The organism is Oceanobacillus sp. MO10714A (genome assembly GCF_037072045.1).
Taxonomy (GTDB): domain Bacteria; phylum Bacillota; class Bacilli; order Bacillales; family Amphibacillaceae; genus Oceanobacillus; species Oceanobacillus indicireducens.
On the sequence record NZ_JAXHDC010000001.1, the window covers coordinates 415453 to 435634 of the forward strand.

The following is a 20182-nucleotide window of genomic DNA, read 5'->3' on the forward strand; positions in this document are numbered from 1 at the left end:
AATTTAGACATACTACCCTTAGAAAGAGACTTCTAGAAAAACAGCAGTGGAGTATCCATATACAATAGGTAAAAACTCAAGTGATTTTTTCTTCATGGGGGAACACTCCTCTCTCTAGAATGACAAGATTTTGACAATTATTATTTTATAGGAAATAGAATCCTTGTGCAAGTTAGATATTAATTTTATTAATTGCTCATTATACAGTTTAATTGAGTGGATATCCTCATTTAATACGTTATTGTTATTTATTATTTGTTTTAATACAACTGCTTCCTGTAATTCTTCATTTCAAGTCCTTCAGGGTTTAAATATTTTATCCCATTAATTGTGCACCATTACCGTACAAACTCGCACGCCACTCAGGAATTGCGCACCATAACCATCTGCTCATGCAAAAAACCCCGCTTTGCCATCAAATACAAAGCGGGGTTCTCATACGTATTACTGAATCTCAATAATTTCCTCATCACCAATTTCTACATTACCTTGTTTTGTTAAACTTACAGTTTCACCGTCTTTTAGGTTTGTAAAAATGATTGGCGTTATAATCGATGGTGCATTTTCTTTTACATAATTTAAGTCAACATTTAATAAAGGCTGTCCTACTTTGACTTCATCATCTTGCGCGACAAGCGCTTCAAAGCCTTTACCTTCCAACTTCACCGTATCGATTCCAAAGTGAATTAATATTTCACGTCCAGAATCGGATTCAATGCCAATTGCATGTTTTGTTGGGAACAGATTGACAATTTTCCCGTTCACAGGCGAAACGATTGTACCGTGAGTTGGTAGAATGGCAAATCCGTCCCCCATCATTTTCCCTGCAAATACAGGGTCAGGTACGTCAGTAATCGGTTTGATTTCACCCGTCATTGGGGAAACAAATGATTCATCCTGAACAGGGCTAGTCGAGCTAGTGTCTGTTTTCTTTTGTTCTTCTTCTACTCGCGGTGTTTTACCTGCCATAATATCTTGCATTTGACCTTTAATAATCTCTGAACGTGGACCGAAGATAGCTTGTATATTCTCTCCAACTTCTAATACACCAGAAGCACCAAGCTTTTTCAAACGTTCTTTGTCGACTTCACTTTGATTGTTAACAGATACGCGAAGTCTTGTAATACATGCATCCAAATGGGCAATATTCTCTTTTCCACCCATTGCTTCAAGTACCTGGGCAGGTAAACTATTTTGATCATTACCAGTACCTTCATCCTCATCTTCGCCATTATCCGCTTCACGTCCAGGTGTCTTGAGATTAAATTTCTGAATCATAAAACGGAAAATCACGTAATAAATCACAGCAAACACAAGACCTGCAATAACAGCTAACCACCAAGGTTCTTGGCCTGGCAAGATTCCGAATAAGAAGAAGTCTATTCCCCCACCAGAGAAGGTATAACCAATATTAACACTTAAAAACGTCATAAGCACAAAAGATAATCCATCAAGTACCGCATGAATTAGAAATAGGACTGGTGACAAGAACATGAATGAGAATTCAAGTGGTTCCGTAATTCCTGTTAGGAAAGAGGTTAACGCACCTGAAGCGAGTAAACCAGCAACCAGTTTCTTTTTTTCCGGGCGTGCTGTATGGTACATTGCTAATGCCGCAGCTGGAAGTCCAAACATCATGATTGGGAACTCACCAGCCATGAAATTACCGGCAGTTATTTCAACACCATCTCTTAGCTGTGCAAAGAAAATAGTCATATCTCCGCGTACAATTTCTCCAGCCGCCGTTGTATAGCTTCCAAATTCATACCAGAATGGCGCATGGAATATGTGATGCAAACCAAACGGGATCAATAAACGTTTAATAAACCCAAATGCAAAAACTGCGATATATGTTCCTTCTTCAATCAACCATAGTGATGCACTGTTCATCGCGTCTTGAACCGGAGGCCAAACAAGCAGCATCAACAATCCTGCAATGAATGAAAGGGCTGCTGTCATAATCGGAACGAATCGTTTACCAGCAAAGAATCCTAAGAAGGACGGCATCTCAATATCGTGGTAACGATTATAAGCATAAGCCGCTATTAAACCGATAATAATCCCGCCAAATACCCCGGTTTGTAATGTCGGGATTCCTAGTACACTTGCAAATCCTGGTTCTGATGCAACCGTTTCAGCTGATAGGCCTAACCATGACCCCATCACCTGATTCATTACCAAGTATCCGACTAAGGCGGCAAGTGCTGCTGCACCGTCACCTGCAAGTCCAATTGCAACTCCGACTGCGAAGATAAGTGCCAGGTTAGCAAAAATAATATTCCCTGCATCTTCCATCACGCGAGCACATAATTGTATCCAATCTGCATCAAGAAACGGTAAAAGCTGTAACATCGCATCCTGTTGCGCCGCATTTCCTAACCCTAACAGCAAACCAGCTGCTGGCAGCATCGCCACCGGAAGCATCAATGCCTTACCAAGTTTCTGTAAAACACCAAAAAACTTTTTCCACATCTTCCTATTCCTCCACTATTTATTAATTTAAGCTAATAAAAAACAGGCATAAGTTTAGAAGATATCAAAAAGAAGCATGGGAATTCCCATGTGAAGTCTTTTCAATTATCTTCCATACTTATGCCTGCCTATCCAGTAACACGTATAGATATAATTGCTATTCATATTTTTTTAAACGTTGAAGATGCATAGTTAAATAAACTGCTTCAGCGTCATATACCTTTTTCTTCAAAAACTCTTGCATAACTTTTATTAGCTTCCAAGACAGATTATAACATAATGGATATTCATATTTCAATAGTTGTGCGATCTTTTCTGGTTCTTTCACTTTTTCTCCCTGTACGACACGTTCAATCGTAAATCGCAAATGTCGGACAAGTCGCATATAATCTAGGCTTTCCTTATCGAGAATAAGTTCAAAGTCACTCTCAATAATATGAATTAAGTTTGTAACAAGCTGTGAATGTCTATTTATCTCTCCTAAATCCTTATTCATTAATGCGCTATGTATATGAAGCGTAATGAACCCGATTTCATCCTTTGGCAAATAAATGCCTGTCTTATCTCCAATTATTTCGACAGCCTTTTTTGCTAGTTCCTGCTCGAATGGATATAGTGCGATCGTTTCGGTTAAAAACGGATTGACAATTGTATGTCCTTGGCGCACACGCTCCATCGCAAGCAAAAGGTGATCCGTTAAACCGATATGGATGTGTTCATTTAACTTGCCTGATACACGTTCACTAATATGGCCAATAGCTTCGATAATCGCACTTTGCCAGGTTTCATCAATTTGCGGCAGCAACTTTTTATATTGTTCTTGTTCTTTTTCATTTTTTAATACAAATAGTTTTTCCGCTTGTGCTGCCGAGAGGGAATCACCCTCTTTTCGATTAAAGCCAATTCCTTTCCCTATTACAATGACCTCTCCCTCTCCGGGGTGTTCGGCCATGACGACATTATTATTTAGAGCTTTAACGATTGTTATCGCTGACAATGTATTTCCTCCTAAAAACATATCTTGCAGTAAAATCCTTATCATTCTTATTCATAGTATAGCGTGCTATAAAAAAGGAAACCATGAAAAATCTGGTTTCCCATTTTCCTTTTTATAGCATGAATTTTGCCTAGTAGTATGGTGAAATCATTAAGTATACCAATACCCCAGTAAGGCTTACATACAACCAGAGTGGCATTGTCCAGCGTGCAATTTTCTTATGCTTTTCCACTTGCATATTCAAGCCTCTCCCAAGTGTGATTAGCGCAAGCGGCACGATTACTGCAGCAAGTATGATGTGTGTGATCAGTATAAAATAATAAATGTACATCAGCGGGCCATCTCCACCGTAGCTGGTAGATGCAGCCATAGAGTGATACGTTAAGTACGAGATACAGAATAAAAAGGTTGTTACAAATGCAGCGATGATAAATCTGCGATGTAATTTTATGTTATTCTTTTTAATCATGGCTAACGCAATCAATAAAAAAACAAAGGTAAAGCTGTTGAATATAGCATTCAGCATCGGCAATACCGTTAATTCAATTCCCCATATTGTACCACCTGGGATTTCCGGCAAGAAATACGTTGCCACAATAACTCCCACAACCAAGATGGATAGTAACCAAATCAGCGGATTATAATTTCGCTGTTTAGCATTGTTGATACCATTATTCATATGTTTTCCACTCCTATATAAAATCCCTTACACTAATCATAAGAAAAATAGTTGTAAAGAGCAATATAGAAAACAGCTCGTTTCCTTTATAAACAGAAAATGTCATTTTTTAGACAAAATAAAAGTCGGTCTTTTTAATGGAAAGAATGTTTTTATTTTCTCATAGCTGAGTAAATTCCTGTGGTTATATTCATTCATTCTTATCAAAAAAATAAAACCCGGTTTTAAATCGATGAACCAAGCATGGCGCTTAAATAATGGAATAGGCAAACATACCGACTAATATAATAATATAGTATAAATGAATTCACATTATAAAAGTAAATGGATATGGGAGTGTTAGGATGGGAGCTATTAATGGATCGGATTTTATTAAACGCTTAGATCAACTGGATACGGAGATTTGGCTGGACGGAAAGAAAGTTCAAGGGAAGATATCTCAGCACCCTGCATTCAAAGGAGTTCTTCGGACAAAGGCATCTCTCTATAACATGCAGCATGAGGCTGAATTCAAAGATAAGTTGACTTTCCATTCACCCGAAACCGGAGATTCTATTGGCCTTTCCTTCTTGCAGCCAAAAACGAAGGATGATTTAAAAAAAAGACGAAAGGCTAGTGAGGAGTGGGCTAAACAAACGGGTGGATTGATGGGAAGAAGTCCTGACTATCTCAATACCGCTGTAATGAGTTTTGCCGCTTCTGCTCCCTTATTAAGAGGAAGGGTCAACTGCTTTCCAGAAAATATCCAATCCTTATATGAATTAGCGATGAAAAAAGACCTTTCATTTACCCACACTTTTGTCTCACCCCAAGTAAACCGTTCCGAAGCGTATTTGGAATCCTCGAAAGAAGAACCGATCGCTGCCCGGGTAATTGATAGAAATGAAGAAGGGTTAGTAATCAAAGGCGCACGTCTCTTAGCTACTCAAGGCGGATTAACCGATGAAGTATTAGTTTTTAGTATTCCTAAGTTTTTGCTGGATGAATACGAAGCTTTTGCTTTTTCTATTCCCTCAGATACAAAGGGGTTAAAATTTATTTGCAGGGAGTCATTTGTTGGTGGGGATTCAACTTTTAATCACCCATTAAGCTCTCGATTCGAGGAAATGGATACGATTCTCGTTTTCGATAATGTACTCGTTCCGTGGAACAGAGTTTTCTATTATGATAATGCTCAAGCGGCCGAGGATTTCTCATTCAAAAGTTCTTTTCACTGTTTTACGATCCACCAAGTCGTGACTAGACAAATTGTCAAAACGGAGTTCATTTTAGGTCTGGCTGAGCTTCTCGTACAAACGATTAACGTGAGTGAGTACCAGCATATTCAAGAAAAACTGTCAGAGATCATAATTGGTCTGGAAACAATGAAGGCTCTATTGGAAAAATCCGAAAGTGACGCAGCATTAGACCAGTGGGGAACAATAAGGCCGAGTATTGCACCACTACAGGTTGCCAATAACATCTTCCCTAAAATATATCCCCGATTCACCGAAATCATTCAATTAATTGGGGCGAGCGGACTGGTTGGTCTACCTACAGAAAATGCATTCAGCTCCCCTATTAAAACCAATCTTAATCAGTACCTCCAAGCAGCAACCAAGAATGCTGAGGATCGTGTGAAAATATTTAGGTTGGCCTGGGATCTGACAATGAGTTCATTTGGAACGAGGCAGACCCAATATGAGAGGTATTTTTTTGGAGATCCGATCCGATTATCGAGCCGTTTATATAAGGCTTATCCACTTACCGATTATGTAAAAGAAGTTAGCAATTTTTTAAACTTGGAAACGAACATATAACGAAAAAACCTTCTAGATAGCCCCTCTAATGAAGATATTGGATGATAAAGTTTTATATTTTATCCAGTATCTTCACTTGAACTCCTGGATGTACTCTAATATATTCGCGGTTTGTTAATTACACCCTACTATATTTATTTTGACTTAGTGCATACTTTAATGAAGTTATTCTCCAGTAATCCTTTTCACCAATATCAATGATACATTCCGCATTTCTATTTTTTGTATCAATATTTGTCAGTGATGTTACCCCTATTGCCCTCTTCCCTTCTCTCTCCTCGATTATATAGCTCCTGGAAGATGTTGAGTTGAGAATAACATTTTCCACAAAATTTCTTGTTTCATCAAAAGAGTATAAATCAAGCGATGGACTTGTTGTTTTCATAACATCAAAATCATTTCTCCATGAGTGATATTTCTCAATGTCACTTTCCACCATCTTTCGAAACTGAAGTCTATTTGATTTTAGCATTTTCTAGATCATCTCCCTAACTAGTTTTTCGCCTAAATACCTCTGCTCTTCCAATTATCTAATTAAACGATGGAAGCTCCGCAAGCTTATATACAATACCGAGATTTTCATACCATTCATTTAGACCAGTCCATAAACATTTGAATACACGTTAGCCGTTAATGCTGCTTCAATCCCTAATGGTCCGCCGCCAATTATTAGTATTTCAGTATTCATAATAAGTATCATTCCTTCCAAGTGCTCTCTTTCAAATGGCTTTTCCCTCCAAATTAAAGTAAAATCAATAATCCTCTACTTCATCATAATACATAACGGAATATTAAAAAAGATTAAACAATACTAGTCCGTTAAAGCTTGAAAGCAAGCTAGCATTCTTTACGAGTGCAAATTTGTTAGATTAAAAGATCTAACTTTTAGAAGGTTTGACTAAACAATCAAACTTATGGTATGTTCGATTATATAAACGAACTTCTGTGCAAGTAAAAGAAAAAGGAGCTGATTATTCATGGGAAATCAAGTTTCAGTTTTCATCATGGACGTAAGTAATTCTTCCAAGGAAGATATCGGCAATGAGTTGAGTGATTACCTCCAGGATTTGCAGATCAGCATCGCTTACTGGACACAATATATTACAACAACAAAAGTCGCACACCGAGCTGGTGATGAATTAGTCGTTGTAAGTAATGGATTTGCATCTACTTATATACTCGCTTTCTATTTAAGTCGTATTTGGAAATACACAGACCATCCCCCATATTTCGGTCTCTCATTTGGCAATATTGAAGGAAATTTAAGTGATATAAACATCGAAACGTGGATACATCCATTAATGAAGCAGTCTAGATTAGCTAATGATTTCCTTAAAAATCAGCAAAAGAGAATGCAATTTCGCTTTGAGTTAGCCCCGCGAAAAGACGCAAGCGGGTTCGAAGTTTACAGTAGGGAGTTCGCTACATTATTAAATACAAGTTTATCTTTAAAACAAGAGCAAATAAACGAACAAACGGCGATACAGTCCCTTGTCTGTTCATTATATTTAATGCTTGGTCAACAAAACAAAGTCAGCGAATATCTTGGCAGAACGAAATCCACTATATCGAGTCATATGAAAAATGGCAAGGCGGATGTCATTTTAGATACATTTTATAATATTGTAGATGTGTTAAATTCATTGGAGATGGGACCAGTTAATAATCAAACTGAGGAACTCCAACTCAACATTAGACAAAATGTAAACAACCGTCTTCAAGTATATTTACCTAAAGAGAGGTGAGTTTAATGATTGTATTATTGTTGTTCCTCGCCCATTTAATTGCTGATTTCTGGCTGCAGACAGATCAAATGGTTAAGGATAAATTAAAGTACTTAAAGAAACATTTGCTCCATCATTTACTAGTCTCAGGAATAGCACTCGCGATTATTTGGGCATATCAATTTGAATTTAAACATATCATTCACTATTTTATACTGCCTCTATCTTTTATTATTATTACGCACCTATTAATTGATTTATTGAAAATAAAACTAATAGATTCTGTAAAAAGCACACGAGCGGATAATATGAAACAGCTGGTTTTTTTCTTGGCGGACCAAGCCTTACATGTAGCAATCATACTGTTATCCTGTATACTCTTCTTTCAAATTAGTTTTGCGGATATGACTGCAAGTTTGATAGAGTTATCTGGGACAAGCAGTTTACATCCTGTTAATACGGTTTTGTTTATTATTATAATTTATATTCTGGCCACAAGCGTAAGTGGACATATTGTAAAATATATTGTTGGTTCTTTGCCATCGGAATTCGCGAACTTTGAAGGGGAATTAACATTACGTAATAGAATGATTGATGTACAAGAAAGGAATCAACCGAATACGGAAAATAGTTTTACAGGAGAATATCACTATTTCACCTACTCTTCCCCGTCCCGCTCTCGAGGAAAGCTAATCGGTTATATAGAAAGATTACTTGTTATACTACTAACTGTGATAGGCGCTTACCCATCCATCGCTTTTATCATTGCGGCTAAATCCATCGCCCGCTTCAAACAGTTAGATGATCGCAACTGGGCCGAATATTTCTTGTTAGGGACATTGTCCTCTATCTTTCTTGGATTAGTGCTCGGTCTTATTGTTCAAGGTATTCTAATGTAAGAAGCGGGAATCTACAATGTGTTTTTTGTTTTTTAAAAGGAGGTTTCCGTTGAATTGATAGAAAGATTGACCGTTTAAGACTCTAAAAAGCAGCCCGGGTTAGACTTAGTAAAAAGACAACAACTCATATGTGATCATGCCCCATACCAGGCTACACTCACAAAAGATTTCGCTCCATTACTAAAATCATCACGGGCTGCTTTTCAATTTAAGTTGAGTTTATGAGATCGATTTCATGTCAAGGGGTTTTCATTTTTTAGCAGCTCTTGCACCTTTCCAGCGATATAGTCCCTCAGCAACAAAAGTTCAAACTTTTCAAAAGACCAGCTATCTTTCCCATCCGCATAATTTTCAGCAGCTTTCTTCACTGTATTTCTTAATTTCATCGGTAAATTTCTTTGTCCCCAATCCCCTGCCTCTTGCTTTGAGGAAATAACTCCTTCATCTAGAAACCAAAGCACCCTCAACATATTTAATGAGCAATAAATCGGATCTTCTGCAATGTTTTCTATACATTCCAGATAATCTCCCATTATGGACGATAAATAATCATCCAGTGGGACTTTAGGAAATACTTTATCAATAGGTTTTCCTTCTATACATATTCCCCTGTAGTTCGTAATGGTTATATGAGCTGCTAAATCTGGATCCGTTTGAATAACTTCATTAAAATATTGATATGTCCCTTGAAACAAATCATTTTCATATCGCTCTCTCCAATGCTCGCTATAGTGGAATTCAAATGGGCAAGGGTGCTGCCAATCCATTAATTGTTTCTTACTTAGGAAACTGATTTCAATTGGGTACGGCGAGAAGGAATAGTCTAGAAAAAACTGTGCTAAATTCCTTTTTTCTGCAAGTCTTATCGGTTTGTCTGTAACAACCAACACATCGATGTCGCTATGTTTAGGGTTAAACCCTCCCATCGCTAAAGAACCGTGTAAATAAAAACCTACAAAGTTATCACCTATAATATCTTGAATTCTTTCTTTCATCTGTAAGATAAAATTCTTTATTTCAGTAGAACACGATTTCCAATCACCACTCATTTTAAAACCCCTAGCACTATTTTACTAACTTACCTCTATCCATGATAAAAGGTTATGGATTGCTCCAATTATTTCAACTGGTCTATCAAGATGAATCATATGGCTTAATGCAATTGTAAATAGCATTTCACTGTTCTTGCTTAGTTTAGCTTACTGCAAAATAAGTTCTTGCCACTTCTCCTCCAATAAACGTAATTCCGCTTCCGGTATCCCCTCCATCATTCCTAATTTAGTATTGAACGCTTTATCCCGTCCAATTACAACGAGAGGAACTTGCGGGAACTTTCCTAAATACTTAATAACATCTGCATCCCTCTTCCAATTATTCATTTCAGAATATATCGTTCTGTACATAGAAGGGTTGTTTTGAAAATCTAGTAAAAGTTCCGCGCTTTCCAAGGTATGTATCTATCCCTTAGCAATTAAGATTGGCTAAGGTCCCTCATAAGGTGGGTTTAAATAATGATCAGCAAAATCTTCTTTATAAGGAGCATTGGATTTGAGAATTCTTTCGGAGGCGGCTTTTGTATCGTAAGGCGTGACTTTTAATTCAACGCCAGGCCCAAGTAATGCCCAACAAGCTCCGACAGCCCTGCTCTGCAATCCAACACTACCTGCATTTATAATTCGTTTACCGGCAACCATGCGATCAAACTGAATATGCGTATGACCACAAACGATAATATCTTGTCGTACCTTCTCAACCATTGGTCTAATTTCCTCTTCAGTAGTGTGTATTCGAATCGCTTCTTCATCACTACGGGGTGATCCGTGTACAAATAAGATTTCTCCTAAGCCAGCAATCGTCATCATTGTTTTTTCGGGCAAATTTTGAAGGAATTGTAATTGCTCTTCGGTTAATTGGTCCGCGCACCAGTGATTTAATTCTGCTATGAAGTCTTCTAACCCTTTTTCTTTTCCATGGCGGTAAGAAACTTCACGATCAACATTTCCTCTAATAAAAACAAACTCGTCTTTGTAATCCATTAGCAGGTCCATTACTTGCCGGGGCTCAGGTCCCCAAGCTAAATCGCCACCGACTATCACTTGATCAACATTTGAATTTCTAATCTCTTGCAGAACTGCTTTTAATGCAGAATAGTTCGCATGGATATCATAAATCGCAGCTACACGCATATATAAACACCTCCCCCTTATTCAATTCACCATTAAAATTTAAAATCCTGCTTGCCTCGGTTCAAAACTTATATATCAGCATCTGAAATTTTTAGTTTTTACATAACTCTTGAATCTTACGTTACGTCATATTGTATAATACGAATAAGCACACTGGAGGTGGATCATTTGTATTCGATCGGTAAATTAGCGGATATTAGCAAGACTACAATTCGTACGTTGAGATATTATGATGAAATGAATATTTTAAAGCCATCTAAAATTAGCGAGGGTGGGCATCGTTATTATGACGAAGAGGCAGTTACCCAGCTTTATTACATACTGACATTAAAAGAGATAGGCTTCCCACTGATACAAATAAAGGCTATCATAACGAATCAAGAAAAATCTCCAATGGAATTATTACAGATGCAAATGGAATTGATTCAATCGAAAATTGAGCAATTAAAAAAGAACAAACATACGTTAGAAAGTGTTATTCAAGTCATCGAGCTCGGCGGTCATAAAAATTGGGAGGATATTTTTAATACGTTCAAGTACCTTTCCCCTATAAATAGCAAAGTTAGCGAGAAAAGAGAAAAATATTTCTCAAATGAAGAATTGCAGATCCTGAATACCTTGCCAAAAGTCGGTCAGGATACACCAGTTGTTGCGGACTTTATCAATTTATTTCGCGATATACGACAAGCAATTGCTGACCAAGTAACACCTGATTCTGAAAATGGCCAACAGCTTGCTAATAAATGGTTTGAGATAGCTAAGGAAATGTATGGTGAAAATGCAGCTACAGCCAAAAAAGCGTATCAAGTCTATCGCACCAAAAATGAAAATCTTGGATTTGTCTATCTTGACGAGGATGTAATTTCATTTATTGAAGATGCATACGGTCATTAGTTGAAGGGTGATGGAAATTTACACTTCTTATAAAACGGCCTTTGGCATTATACTTTGCAGTAGATTTTGTATACTTGCAAGGTTGGCCAAAAAAGCAAAGCACTCCCCTTTTTTTTCAAAAAAGGCATTTTCAAGTGGTTTCAATATATACAATTGCTATTCGTTATTCGCGGAGTCACTCTTGCTGGATTAAAGGCACTCTTGCTACAAAAGTACGGAGTAGATGGGTATAATCAAATGCTGATTTACAGGCAAGTAACCGAATGGTTTTTCAGTTTGCTGATTTTGGGACTCTTCCTCTATACGAATGTACCAATAAGTAAAATTATGAAACAAAAAAAGTTAGAGGAAAAAATAGAAAACGCCTGATAAACCAAGCAGGTGACCAATCATTACTCGATTCGTCACCTGCTGGATAATCATTAGTACGTTCGATAAAGTGATATTTATTAACTAAATACAATACCGCCATCTGTGATAATAGCTTGTCCTGTAATATAGTCAGCGTCATCTGATGCTAAGAAAGACACAAGGTTAGCAACGTCCTCTGGTTCCTGCGGTCTTCCTAATAAAATACCAGAAGAGAACTCTTTAAACGCATCTCCCTTTTTCATTTCCGGATTATACTTAATCATTTCTTCGTCGATACGGGTCCACATCGAAGTATCAGCTACTCCAGGGCAATAAGCATTTACTCGGATATTATGCTTAGCTAATTCCTTGGCGGACGAATGGGTGAAGGAACGGACGGCATGCTTCGTCGCAGAATATACGGCCAACATTTCATACGATTCGTGGCCTGCGATACTACAAGCATTGATAACTTTCCCTTTCGTTTTTTGCTTTATAAACCGCTCTGCAGCCGCTTGTGTGCCAAAAACTACACCATTCACGTTGACTGAAAACGCCTTGTTTAATTGGTTTTCTTCAATGTCTAGGAAAGGACCTACAACTTCTATACCCGCATTATTTACAAATACATCAAGCTGTCCAAACGCCTCTGCCGCTTGGGACACAAGTTGGAATTGATCCTCTCTTTTTGAAACATCGCCTACAACACCTTCAACTTGTATTCCTTCTGCTTTAAATTCTTTTAAGGTAGAATCAAGTAACTCCTGGTTGATGTCATTTAAAACAATATGAAATCCATCCTTAGCTAGCCGCTGGGCAATTCCTTTCCCTAAACCACCTCCAGAACCAGTTACTACCGCAACTTTTGCCATATACATTTTCCTTTCGTGTATGTTAATGTGTTTAAGCTAAAAACATTCATTATTATATAGTGCGGCAGGATGAGAAAAGTATTAATGGTAACTTTTACCGAGCTGTCATCAATATTTTACAAAACATATTCAAGGTTTGTTTCATTGAACATGTTTTTAACATGTTAGTCCACATTATCAACGAGATAGGTGGCTATCTCTGGGATAAATGATAAGACAATAATAAACACTAACATAATAATCGCATATGGGATGACTCCTTTAACTCTCTTTATGATATCTGCTGAAATTTACTACAGGTTATTGGTAATTCCATGCAAGCTTTAAGACAAACAAATCTTCATCTATAGACCTTAGGCTAATTTTATTCGAGGTCGGGTTGCTCTAAACCAATGTAAACAAAGGATGAAGATACTTAAAATATTTCTTCCATCAATCAAAACTATTTATAAAAGAAGAGGAAATATGGGATAAATTTAACTGATTTACCCATACTAAAATGGACTAGCTAGATAGATGGAGGTCACTTATGCGCCCTGTAAAGAAACGAGCAAATCAAGCGGATTTCCCGCTTTCTATAGAGGAATTGAAAAACAAGCTGGATATAGAGATTCTCAATAATCAGGATCTGAGTTTCACGGTTTATAAGCAAGAAAATAAGCAAATTGCTTTTTTTTATATTCCCTATCTTATTGATGAAACTAAAGCCGAGCAACAAGTCTTGACTAAATTATTAGATATGCAAACAGAATGGACAACAGACTCCATATTAAGTGAGATTCCGCTCTCCGCGGGAAAACAATTGTCCAGCATTACGGCTCTCCGAAATAAAATTACCGAGGGCTATATCGGTCTCTACATCGAACAAGAAAATCAAGTTATCATGTACGAACTGGGCAAAATGGAAAAAAGGGCACTGGAAAAAGCGGAAACGGAATCAATGGTTATTGGTCCGACAATTGCTTTTACAGAATCCCTTAAAAATAACTTAAATATAATCAATTGGCGGATGAATACACCAGACCTTGCAATGGAAAAAGTTGAAGTCGGCAAAAGAAATCCAAAAGAAACGAGAATAATCTATCTTAAATCAGTTGCAAATGAAACAGATGTTAATACAATGAGGCAACGGCTGACCGACCTTGAAGTTGATATGGTTGAAGACATTCATATGCTTAAACAATATATTTTAGATTCCTCCACCTCTGTATTTGCGCAATTTGTATCTACTGAATTGGTGGATCGCTGTATGTATGCAGTAAAAGCAGGTAAAATTGTCGTTTTGGTTGAAGACAGCCCGTTCGCTTTAATTGCACCTTCCACATTATTCAGTTTCTTTGAGTCCACAGAAGATCGCTATTTTCATTGGATGTTAAGCATGTTTGTCCGTTTTCTTCGCTTTCTCGCTGCATTTGTGACTTTACTGTTAACACCAATGTATGTCGTTGCAACTACGTATCATTATGAACTAGTTCCATCCCAGCTTTTAGTTTCACTCGGTGAATCTCGGGCGGTTGTTCCTTTTCCTCCGCTCATTGAAGTACTCCTGATCGAACTTGTAATTGAACTATTACGGGAAGCTGGAGCAAGACTGCCCACTAAAGTTGGTCAGACCATTGGTATTGTTGGTGGTGTGGTTGTTGGAACTGCTGCGGTTCAAGCTGGTATTTCAAGTAACATTCTGATCATTTTGGTTACAATGAGTGCTTTAGCTTCTTATGCGACGCCTAGTTATATCATGGGTAATACGGTAAGATTTGTTCGTTTTCCACTCTTTTTCCTTGCTGGTTTTTACGGGATTATCGGGCTGATGTTTGGTATCTGTTTATTAGTCATCCATTTAGTCCGTTTGGAGTCTTTAGGCAGGCCTTACCTATCGCCATTGTACCCACTCCGGCTGGCCGATTTTAACAAAACTTTTTACAGTCTGCCAGAGCAAACGAAATATCAACGATTTTTATCGTATCGACCAAAAGATAAACGATTTTTTAACAAAGAGAAAGCTATGGAAAGAAGAGATATTGATGAGTAGGGATTGTATATGAAAATTAATCTTCAAATACCAAAAGGTGAACAATTCCGTTCTTTCTATATGCTTTTTATTATTGCCTCCATGCAGCTGGGTGTTGGATTGATTGGAATCCCACGAATTGTCTTTATGGAAGCAGGGCATGACGCATGGATTTCGATACTCATTGCCTACCTCTATATTGCCCTGCTCCTTTTTGTCATGTTATATATATTGAGGCAATATGAAAATACGGATATCCTCGGCGTTCAGGCCGACCTATTTGGCTGTTTTATTTCAAAAGTGCTCGGAACGGTATACATCCTTTATTTTATATTCTATATCTTATCCACACTCGTAACCTATATCGAGATTATTAAGGTTTTTGTTTTACCGGATAGTAATGCATTCGTGCTGGGATGTATGCTTCTTATTATTGCTATCTATACGGTATTTGGCGGTCTAAAAGCAGTTGTTGGCGTCACCTTTCTCTTCTTTATGTTCTCTTCTTGGTTATTTGTTTTATTAATTCAACCAATTCGACAAATGGATTTTCTCAACTTTCTGCCTGTGATGGATAAAGATATAATGGATATTTTACGAGGCACAATTGCTGCGTCTTATACATTTACAGGATTTGAAATCTTGTTTTTTATCTATCCCTTTGTAGCAAATAAAAAAAAGATTGGTAAGCCTGTTTTCTTAGGACTATCCTATTTCACTTTCCTCGTCCTTCTTTCTACAAACATAGCGATTGGATTTTTAAGTCCAGCTCAATTGGAAAGAAGAATTTGGGTTGTATTAAACTTGTTTAAAATTCAAACCTCTCCTATCATCGAGCGGTTGGACTACGTTGTCATTGCAGAATGGATGATGGTTGCGATGCCAAAAGTGATTCTTCTTATGTGGTGCATAAGTTATATAGCGAAACGTATTTATAATCTTTCGAACGAAATTAGTGTTTACACAAGTGCAAGTATCCTTCTAATTCTGATCCCTTTTTTTAATGAGCATTTTATCATTCAGCGTTTGATTGATAATGTTAGCAGGGTATCCTATGGGATTGTATATATTTATCCCTTCCTTCTTTTGCCACTCGTTCTTTTAAAGAAAAAAATACGGAAGAAATAAGGAGGGTGAATACATGCGAACTGCTAAGTTAATACCGTTATTCATATTTATTGTATTTCTGCAGGCTTGTCTGGAAACGACGCAAATTGAGAAGTTGGCAATCATTAATTCACGTGGAGTTGATCTAATAGATGAAGGGGAAAAAAGAATGATTGAAACGACACTCGTTCCTTATATTTTTGATCCGCATGCTCCGGAAATGACAAGTTTGTTGATTGGAAGGGGCCGTACGATTAAAGAGGCCCGTTCAGAAGCTGAAAAACAATCGCCCTATCCATTAGTCCCCGGAAAAATCAGTATAGAATTTTATGGAAAAGAAGCAGCTGAATCAGGCATTCTTCCCTTTCTAAATACACAAGTTCGTGATGCAACTGTTTCTGAAATTATGCAGCTAGCCGTAACCAATCAAACTGCAAGAGAAATTCTTGAAATAGAGCAACAAAGTGTAGAATTAAATCGAACAGAGTATTTACAAGACTTAATAAGTAAAGAGGTCGAAAAGGGTACTTTACCACGAATTACCTTACAGTTTTTCACGCGATTAGTGCAACAAGTCGGCATTGATCCGATACTTCCAGTAATAGACGTAGTGGATGGTAAACCTACACTAACTGGTGCAGCCGCTTTTCGGGCAGACCAGTATGTTGCTAGCATATCAGTAAAAGAATCATTCATGGCTAATTTATTGAGACAGCGTTTGAGAGGAACCCCAATTGATGTAGGCGTCCCTCGTGAAAATTATCTGGACGAGATAATTGCTTATAAAGGAGAACCGTCAGAAATTGAAGATTCGATTTATCTTTCTTTAATGCTTAATACAGGTAAAGGGAAAATAAAAATTGTCGACTCTGATTCGTTAGCGTTTAAGGCAGATATCACAATGAAACTGGAATTATTAGAAACCTCAATCCCAATGGACATTAAATCAGAAGATACTTCTCGGAAATTCGAACGTGATATAGAGAAATACTTTGTAAGAGAATATGAAAACCTATTCGCGAAACTTCAAGAAGTAAACTCAGATGCATTGGGTCTTGGGAGAAAGTATATCACTTCAAGAAAAGGAAGTAAAACGACTAACAAGGAATGGATGGAAAAATATCAAGATGCCAAAATAGAATTTGATATCGATGTGACAATTGTCAACTTTGGGGCGATTGATTAATAAGTGGACAGCTAAAACCTTTATGTTTAGCTGCCCGTCTTTTTATTTAACAGCTTTCGCACATTGCCGCCATGTCCTGTGCTGTTGCAGATATTTCTTAAGATCAAAAGTATCCGGGTGATACACTGCACCCTTACCTTTTTCAAAACATGTGACATTTATGAAAACTTTTGCTATGCTAGATTCGAACTAAATAATATGAAACTACTAGGGGTGCCCTAACTGGGCTGAGAGGAAAGTGTGTTTCCGACTCTTATCGACCTGATCTGGTTAATGCCAGCGTAGGGAAGTAGTGAGATTGTTCTCATAACTATTTTCTTGTGAAGCCAGGTCTAATCATGACCTGGCTTTTTAATTGGTTGATTTTACCCCTTAAGATTGGAGGTCAAGTATGAATAAAACCCGTCTCATCACGACGATGGCCGTCTTTATCGCAATTGGAACAATCAGCGCACAATTAATCTGGTTTCCTGCCGGTGTAGCCCGCGCTTATCCAGTACAGCATGCGATTAATGTCATAGCCGCTGTCACCTTGGGACCCGGTCCGGCAGTCATTATTGCTTTCATGATCAGTCTATTACGCAATATGCTCGGACTAGGAACCTTATTAGCCTTCCCAGGTGCAATGGTCGGCGCTTTTCTTGCAGGGTTCCTGTATAAGCAAACCAAGAAGCAATCGCTCGCCGCATTAGGTGAAGGGATTGGCAGTGGGGTTATTGGTGCATTATTTGCAGTGCCATTTGCTTATGTATTTATGGGGACATCGGCCGGTGCATTTGTTTTCATCCCCCCATTCCTTGTAAGCAGTATATCTGGAGCAATTCTTGGACTGCTCGTTGTATCTAAAGTTTACACCAAGGGCTTAATAAAAAATTAAAATGAGTAAGTTGATGAAGGAGAATGTTCAATGAAGAATGTTGCATGTGCTCTAACGATAGCGGGTACGGACCCGAGCGGCGGTGCTGGAATTCACGCCGATCTGAAAACGTTTCAGGAATTGAAAACTTATGGGATGTCAGTCATCACCTCCATCGTGTCCCAAAACACGACAGGTGTTCAAGCTGTTTCCCACGTCTCTCTAGAAATGATCGAACAGCAACTAGACTCGATTATTTCTGATATGCCTATCCATGCATTTAAAACAGGGATGATTGCCAATCAGGATATGATGAAAATGATTTATAATAAAATTAAGCATTTGGATGCACCTTATGTTATGGACCCGGTCATGGTTGCCACAAGCGGTGACACATTGATTGAACGCGATTCCCGTAATTATTTGCGGAAGAATTTGCTCCCTCTTACAACAATTGTAACTCCAAATATTCCAGAAACAGAATATCTAATAGATGAAAAAGTTGAAACCGATGAGGACATGAAGCAGGCTGCCGAAATGCTTGTGAAAAATTTTGGCGCGAAAGCTGCACTAGTTAAAGGCGGTCACCGCGAAGGCGATGCGGTTGATTTCCTTTATGATGGTTCAAGGATCCATAGCTTTTCGGCTCCCCGAATAAATACAAATAATACACATGGTACAGGTTGTACGTATGCAGCAGCGATAACTGCTAATCTAAGCCAAGGCCTCCCTCTTAACATTGCGGTTAAACAGGCAAAACATTATGTAACGCTCGCGATCAAGTATTCTTTGGACTTAGGAGCTGGTAGCGGACCGACAAATCATTGGGCACCGCGTATCCATACAAATAATTTAACGACAACTGAGGTGGAGTAACGATGTCATCATTTAATCCATTAAGCTTAAGGAAATATTTCATTATGGGAAGTCAAAATGTTAAAGGTAATCCCGTTGCTGTTCTGGAGCAAGCTATACAAGCTGGAATTACAATTTTCCAATTTCGGGAAAAAGGCCCAGGCTCCCTTTCAGGAGATAGTAAAATTAAGTTAGGAAAAGAATTGCGGACAGTTTGTAGCGTACATCAAATTCCATTTATTGTTAATGATGATGTAGAATTAGTAGACAAATTAGATGCAGATGGGATACATGTCGGGCAAGATGATCAATCGGTGAAAGAATTACGGGAGATGTTTCCTAATAAAATCATTGGATTATCTGTTTCAAATCAGGACGAATTAAATAATAGTGCGCTAGAATATATTGATTATATAGGTGCTGGTCCAGTGTTCCTTACTACAACGAAAGTGGATGCAAAGTCTAGTGTCGGGTTGGATTGGATCCGTTTCTTGCGTGCAGAATTCCCTGAGTTTCCGATAGTCGGAATCGGTGGGATTAATACAACAAATGCGAGCTCAGTATTAAAAGCTGGAGCTGATGGTGTTTCTTTCATATCCGCTGTAACGAGAGCAGAAGATATAAAAGAAGCAGTAAGTAAATTATAATATTCTTATTTTTTGTTCGCTATGGCAAATAACAGACAGGAAATTATGGACGGTGTATACAATGGAATCTGCTCCAGCGCTTTATATTCACCACAAGAGTGCCTTCTGGGCGTTGATAAAATACGTAAAAGATTTAACAATCGATACGCAAGGCATCTACCTTATATCAAAGAATAAGCATAGAAAACAGCCTCATACATTTTTGTACGAGGCTGTATTTTTATTTATTTTTTGGAAGCAATCGGTCATCAACCGGAATCTCCGGTCTTATATCTAAGAGCATAGAGATGAATTGATCCCTATTTTCCGGCGATATAGCAACTACGTCAAGTTTACTACAAGATATTTGTATTCGTTTTAAGGATAGTGCCGGAGAGTTAAGCGGCATTTTTGACAAAGCAATTAATTTAATGTCCGGGATATGAACAGTCTGCCGAATCGGGCCATAATAGATTTTTATCTTGTCCCCTTCTATTTTATATCCAGTCCGGAACCAGAACCAGAGCAGAAATGCAGCTAATCCGAACATAATGAACATGGTTGTAACCTGCCCTTTTAAGAGTGGAAATAATATCCCAAGTAGCGAAATTATCCAGACGATGCCAGTTATCCACTTGTCTCTTATGGATGGAAAATACATAGACTTC

At 37.9% G+C, this 20182-nt stretch carries 20 protein-coding genes and 1 riboswitch; of the genes, 11 read left to right on the forward strand and 9 right to left on the reverse strand.

What is annotated here, in order from left to right; translation table 11 throughout:
* Positions 1-444: 444 nt before the first annotated feature.
* From ptsG to SPD53_RS02385, 3 genes are all read right to left on the reverse strand, one after another.
* Positions 445-2472, reverse strand: a complete 2028-nt coding sequence (gene ptsG, locus SPD53_RS02375) for a glucose-specific PTS transporter subunit IIBC (RefSeq protein ID WP_336251551.1) — start codon at positions 2470-2472, stop codon at positions 445-447.
* Between the two features lie 157 nt (positions 2473-2629).
* On the reverse strand, positions 2630-3469 hold the full coding sequence (gene glcT, locus SPD53_RS02380) for a glucose PTS transporter transcription antiterminator GlcT (protein WP_156856514.1): 840 nt from the start codon (positions 3467-3469) through the stop codon (positions 2630-2632).
* 130 nt (positions 3470-3599) lie between these two features.
* Positions 3600-4148 carry a DUF420 domain-containing protein gene (locus SPD53_RS02385; RefSeq protein ID WP_336251552.1) on the reverse strand — a complete coding sequence of 183 codons (549 nt, stop codon included), beginning with the start codon at positions 4146-4148 and terminating at the stop codon, positions 3600-3602.
* 344 nt (positions 4149-4492) lie between these two features.
* Here SPD53_RS02385 and hpaB point away from each other — a divergent pair, with 344 nt between their 5' ends.
* Entirely contained in the window at positions 4493-5947 is a 1455-nt protein-coding gene (gene hpaB / locus SPD53_RS02390; protein ID WP_336251553.1) for a 4-hydroxyphenylacetate 3-monooxygenase, oxygenase component, read from the forward strand.
* Between the two features lie 118 nt (positions 5948-6065).
* Here the strand turns inward: hpaB and SPD53_RS02395 are convergent, their stop codons facing one another.
* The gene (locus tag SPD53_RS02395) at positions 6066-6419 is read right to left on the reverse strand and encodes a GNAT family N-acetyltransferase (RefSeq protein WP_336251554.1); all 354 of its coding nucleotides are present in this window, start codon (positions 6417-6419) and stop codon (positions 6066-6068) included.
* A 505-nt stretch (positions 6420-6924) separates the two neighbouring features.
* Between SPD53_RS02395 and SPD53_RS02400 the strand changes: the two genes are divergently transcribed.
* On the forward strand, positions 6925-7692 hold the full coding sequence (locus tag SPD53_RS02400) for a hypothetical protein (protein ID WP_336251555.1): 768 nt from the start codon (positions 6925-6927) through the stop codon (positions 7690-7692).
* Between the two features lie 5 nt (positions 7693-7697).
* Positions 7698-8570 carry a DUF3307 domain-containing protein gene (locus SPD53_RS02405; RefSeq protein ID WP_336251556.1) on the forward strand — a complete coding sequence of 291 codons (873 nt, stop codon included), beginning with the start codon at positions 7698-7700 and terminating at the stop codon, positions 8568-8570.
* Between the two features lie 233 nt (positions 8571-8803).
* On the opposite strand, the gene SPD53_RS02410 is transcribed toward SPD53_RS02405, so the two are convergent.
* From SPD53_RS02410 to SPD53_RS02420, 3 genes are all read right to left on the reverse strand, one after another.
* Entirely contained in the window at positions 8804-9619 is an 816-nt protein-coding gene (locus SPD53_RS02410; protein ID WP_336251557.1) for an aminoglycoside adenylyltransferase domain-containing protein, read from the reverse strand.
* 150 nt (positions 9620-9769) lie between these two features.
* Entirely contained in the window at positions 9770-9949 is a 180-nt protein-coding gene (locus SPD53_RS02415; protein WP_336251558.1) for a hypothetical protein, read from the reverse strand.
* Positions 9950-10051: 102 nt separating this feature from the next.
* Positions 10052-10756 carry a metallophosphoesterase family protein gene (locus SPD53_RS02420; protein WP_336251559.1) on the reverse strand — a complete coding sequence of 235 codons (705 nt, stop codon included), beginning with the start codon at positions 10754-10756 and terminating at the stop codon, positions 10052-10054.
* A gap of 168 nt (positions 10757-10924) precedes the next feature.
* On the opposite strand from SPD53_RS02420, the gene SPD53_RS02425 reads away from it, so the two are divergent.
* Both SPD53_RS02425 and SPD53_RS02430 read left to right on the forward strand, forming a co-directional pair.
* Positions 10925-11650, forward strand: a complete 726-nt coding sequence (locus SPD53_RS02425; protein WP_336251560.1) for a MerR family transcriptional regulator — start codon at positions 10925-10927, stop codon at positions 11648-11650.
* Positions 11651-11803: 153 nt separating this feature from the next.
* Positions 11804-12019 (forward strand): hypothetical protein, encoded by a 216-nt coding sequence (locus SPD53_RS02430; protein ID WP_336251561.1) that lies wholly within the window; start codon positions 11804-11806, stop codon positions 12017-12019.
* Positions 12020-12099: 80 nt separating this feature from the next.
* Here the strand turns inward: SPD53_RS02430 and SPD53_RS02435 are convergent, their stop codons facing one another.
* On the reverse strand, positions 12100-12873 hold the full coding sequence (locus tag SPD53_RS02435) for an acetoin reductase (protein ID WP_336251562.1): 774 nt from the start codon (positions 12871-12873) through the stop codon (positions 12100-12102).
* A gap of 529 nt (positions 12874-13402) precedes the next feature.
* Between SPD53_RS02435 and SPD53_RS02440 the strand changes: the two genes are divergently transcribed.
* The 6 genes from SPD53_RS02440 (at position 13403) to thiE (ending at position 19535) form a co-directional block, all read left to right on the forward strand.
* Positions 13403-14905: a spore germination protein gene (locus tag SPD53_RS02440; RefSeq protein ID WP_336251563.1), complete on the forward strand. Its 1503-nt coding sequence runs from the start codon at positions 13403-13405 to the stop codon at positions 14903-14905.
* Between the two features lie 9 nt (positions 14906-14914).
* Positions 14915-16012 (forward strand): GerAB/ArcD/ProY family transporter, encoded by a 1098-nt coding sequence (locus SPD53_RS02445; RefSeq protein WP_156856502.1) that lies wholly within the window; start codon positions 14915-14917, stop codon positions 16010-16012.
* A gap of 13 nt (positions 16013-16025) precedes the next feature.
* Positions 16026-17177, forward strand: a complete 1152-nt coding sequence (locus SPD53_RS02450) for a Ger(x)C family spore germination protein (protein WP_336251564.1) — start codon at positions 16026-16028, stop codon at positions 17175-17177.
* A gap of 199 nt (positions 17178-17376) precedes the next feature.
* Positions 17377-17482: riboswitch (TPP riboswitch) on the forward strand.
* 86 nt (positions 17483-17568) lie between these two features.
* The gene (gene thiW, locus SPD53_RS02455) at positions 17569-18054 is read left to right on the forward strand and encodes an energy coupling factor transporter S component ThiW (protein ID WP_336251565.1); all 486 of its coding nucleotides are present in this window, start codon (positions 17569-17571) and stop codon (positions 18052-18054) included.
* Positions 18055-18084: 30 nt separating this feature from the next.
* A complete protein-coding gene (gene thiD / locus SPD53_RS02460; RefSeq protein WP_156856499.1) occupies positions 18085-18909 on the forward strand; it encodes a bifunctional hydroxymethylpyrimidine kinase/phosphomethylpyrimidine kinase in 825 nt (274 codons plus the stop codon).
* Between the two features lie 2 nt (positions 18910-18911).
* Complete coding sequence (gene thiE, locus SPD53_RS02465; RefSeq protein WP_156856498.1) at positions 18912-19535, forward strand: thiamine phosphate synthase; 624 nt, start codon at positions 18912-18914, stop codon at positions 19533-19535.
* Between the two features lie 220 nt (positions 19536-19755).
* On the opposite strand, the gene SPD53_RS02470 is transcribed toward thiE, so the two are convergent.
* Positions 19756-20182, reverse strand: a 427-nt coding sequence (locus tag SPD53_RS02470; RefSeq protein ID WP_336251566.1) for a PH domain-containing protein, incomplete at its 5' end; no start/stop codon positions are given.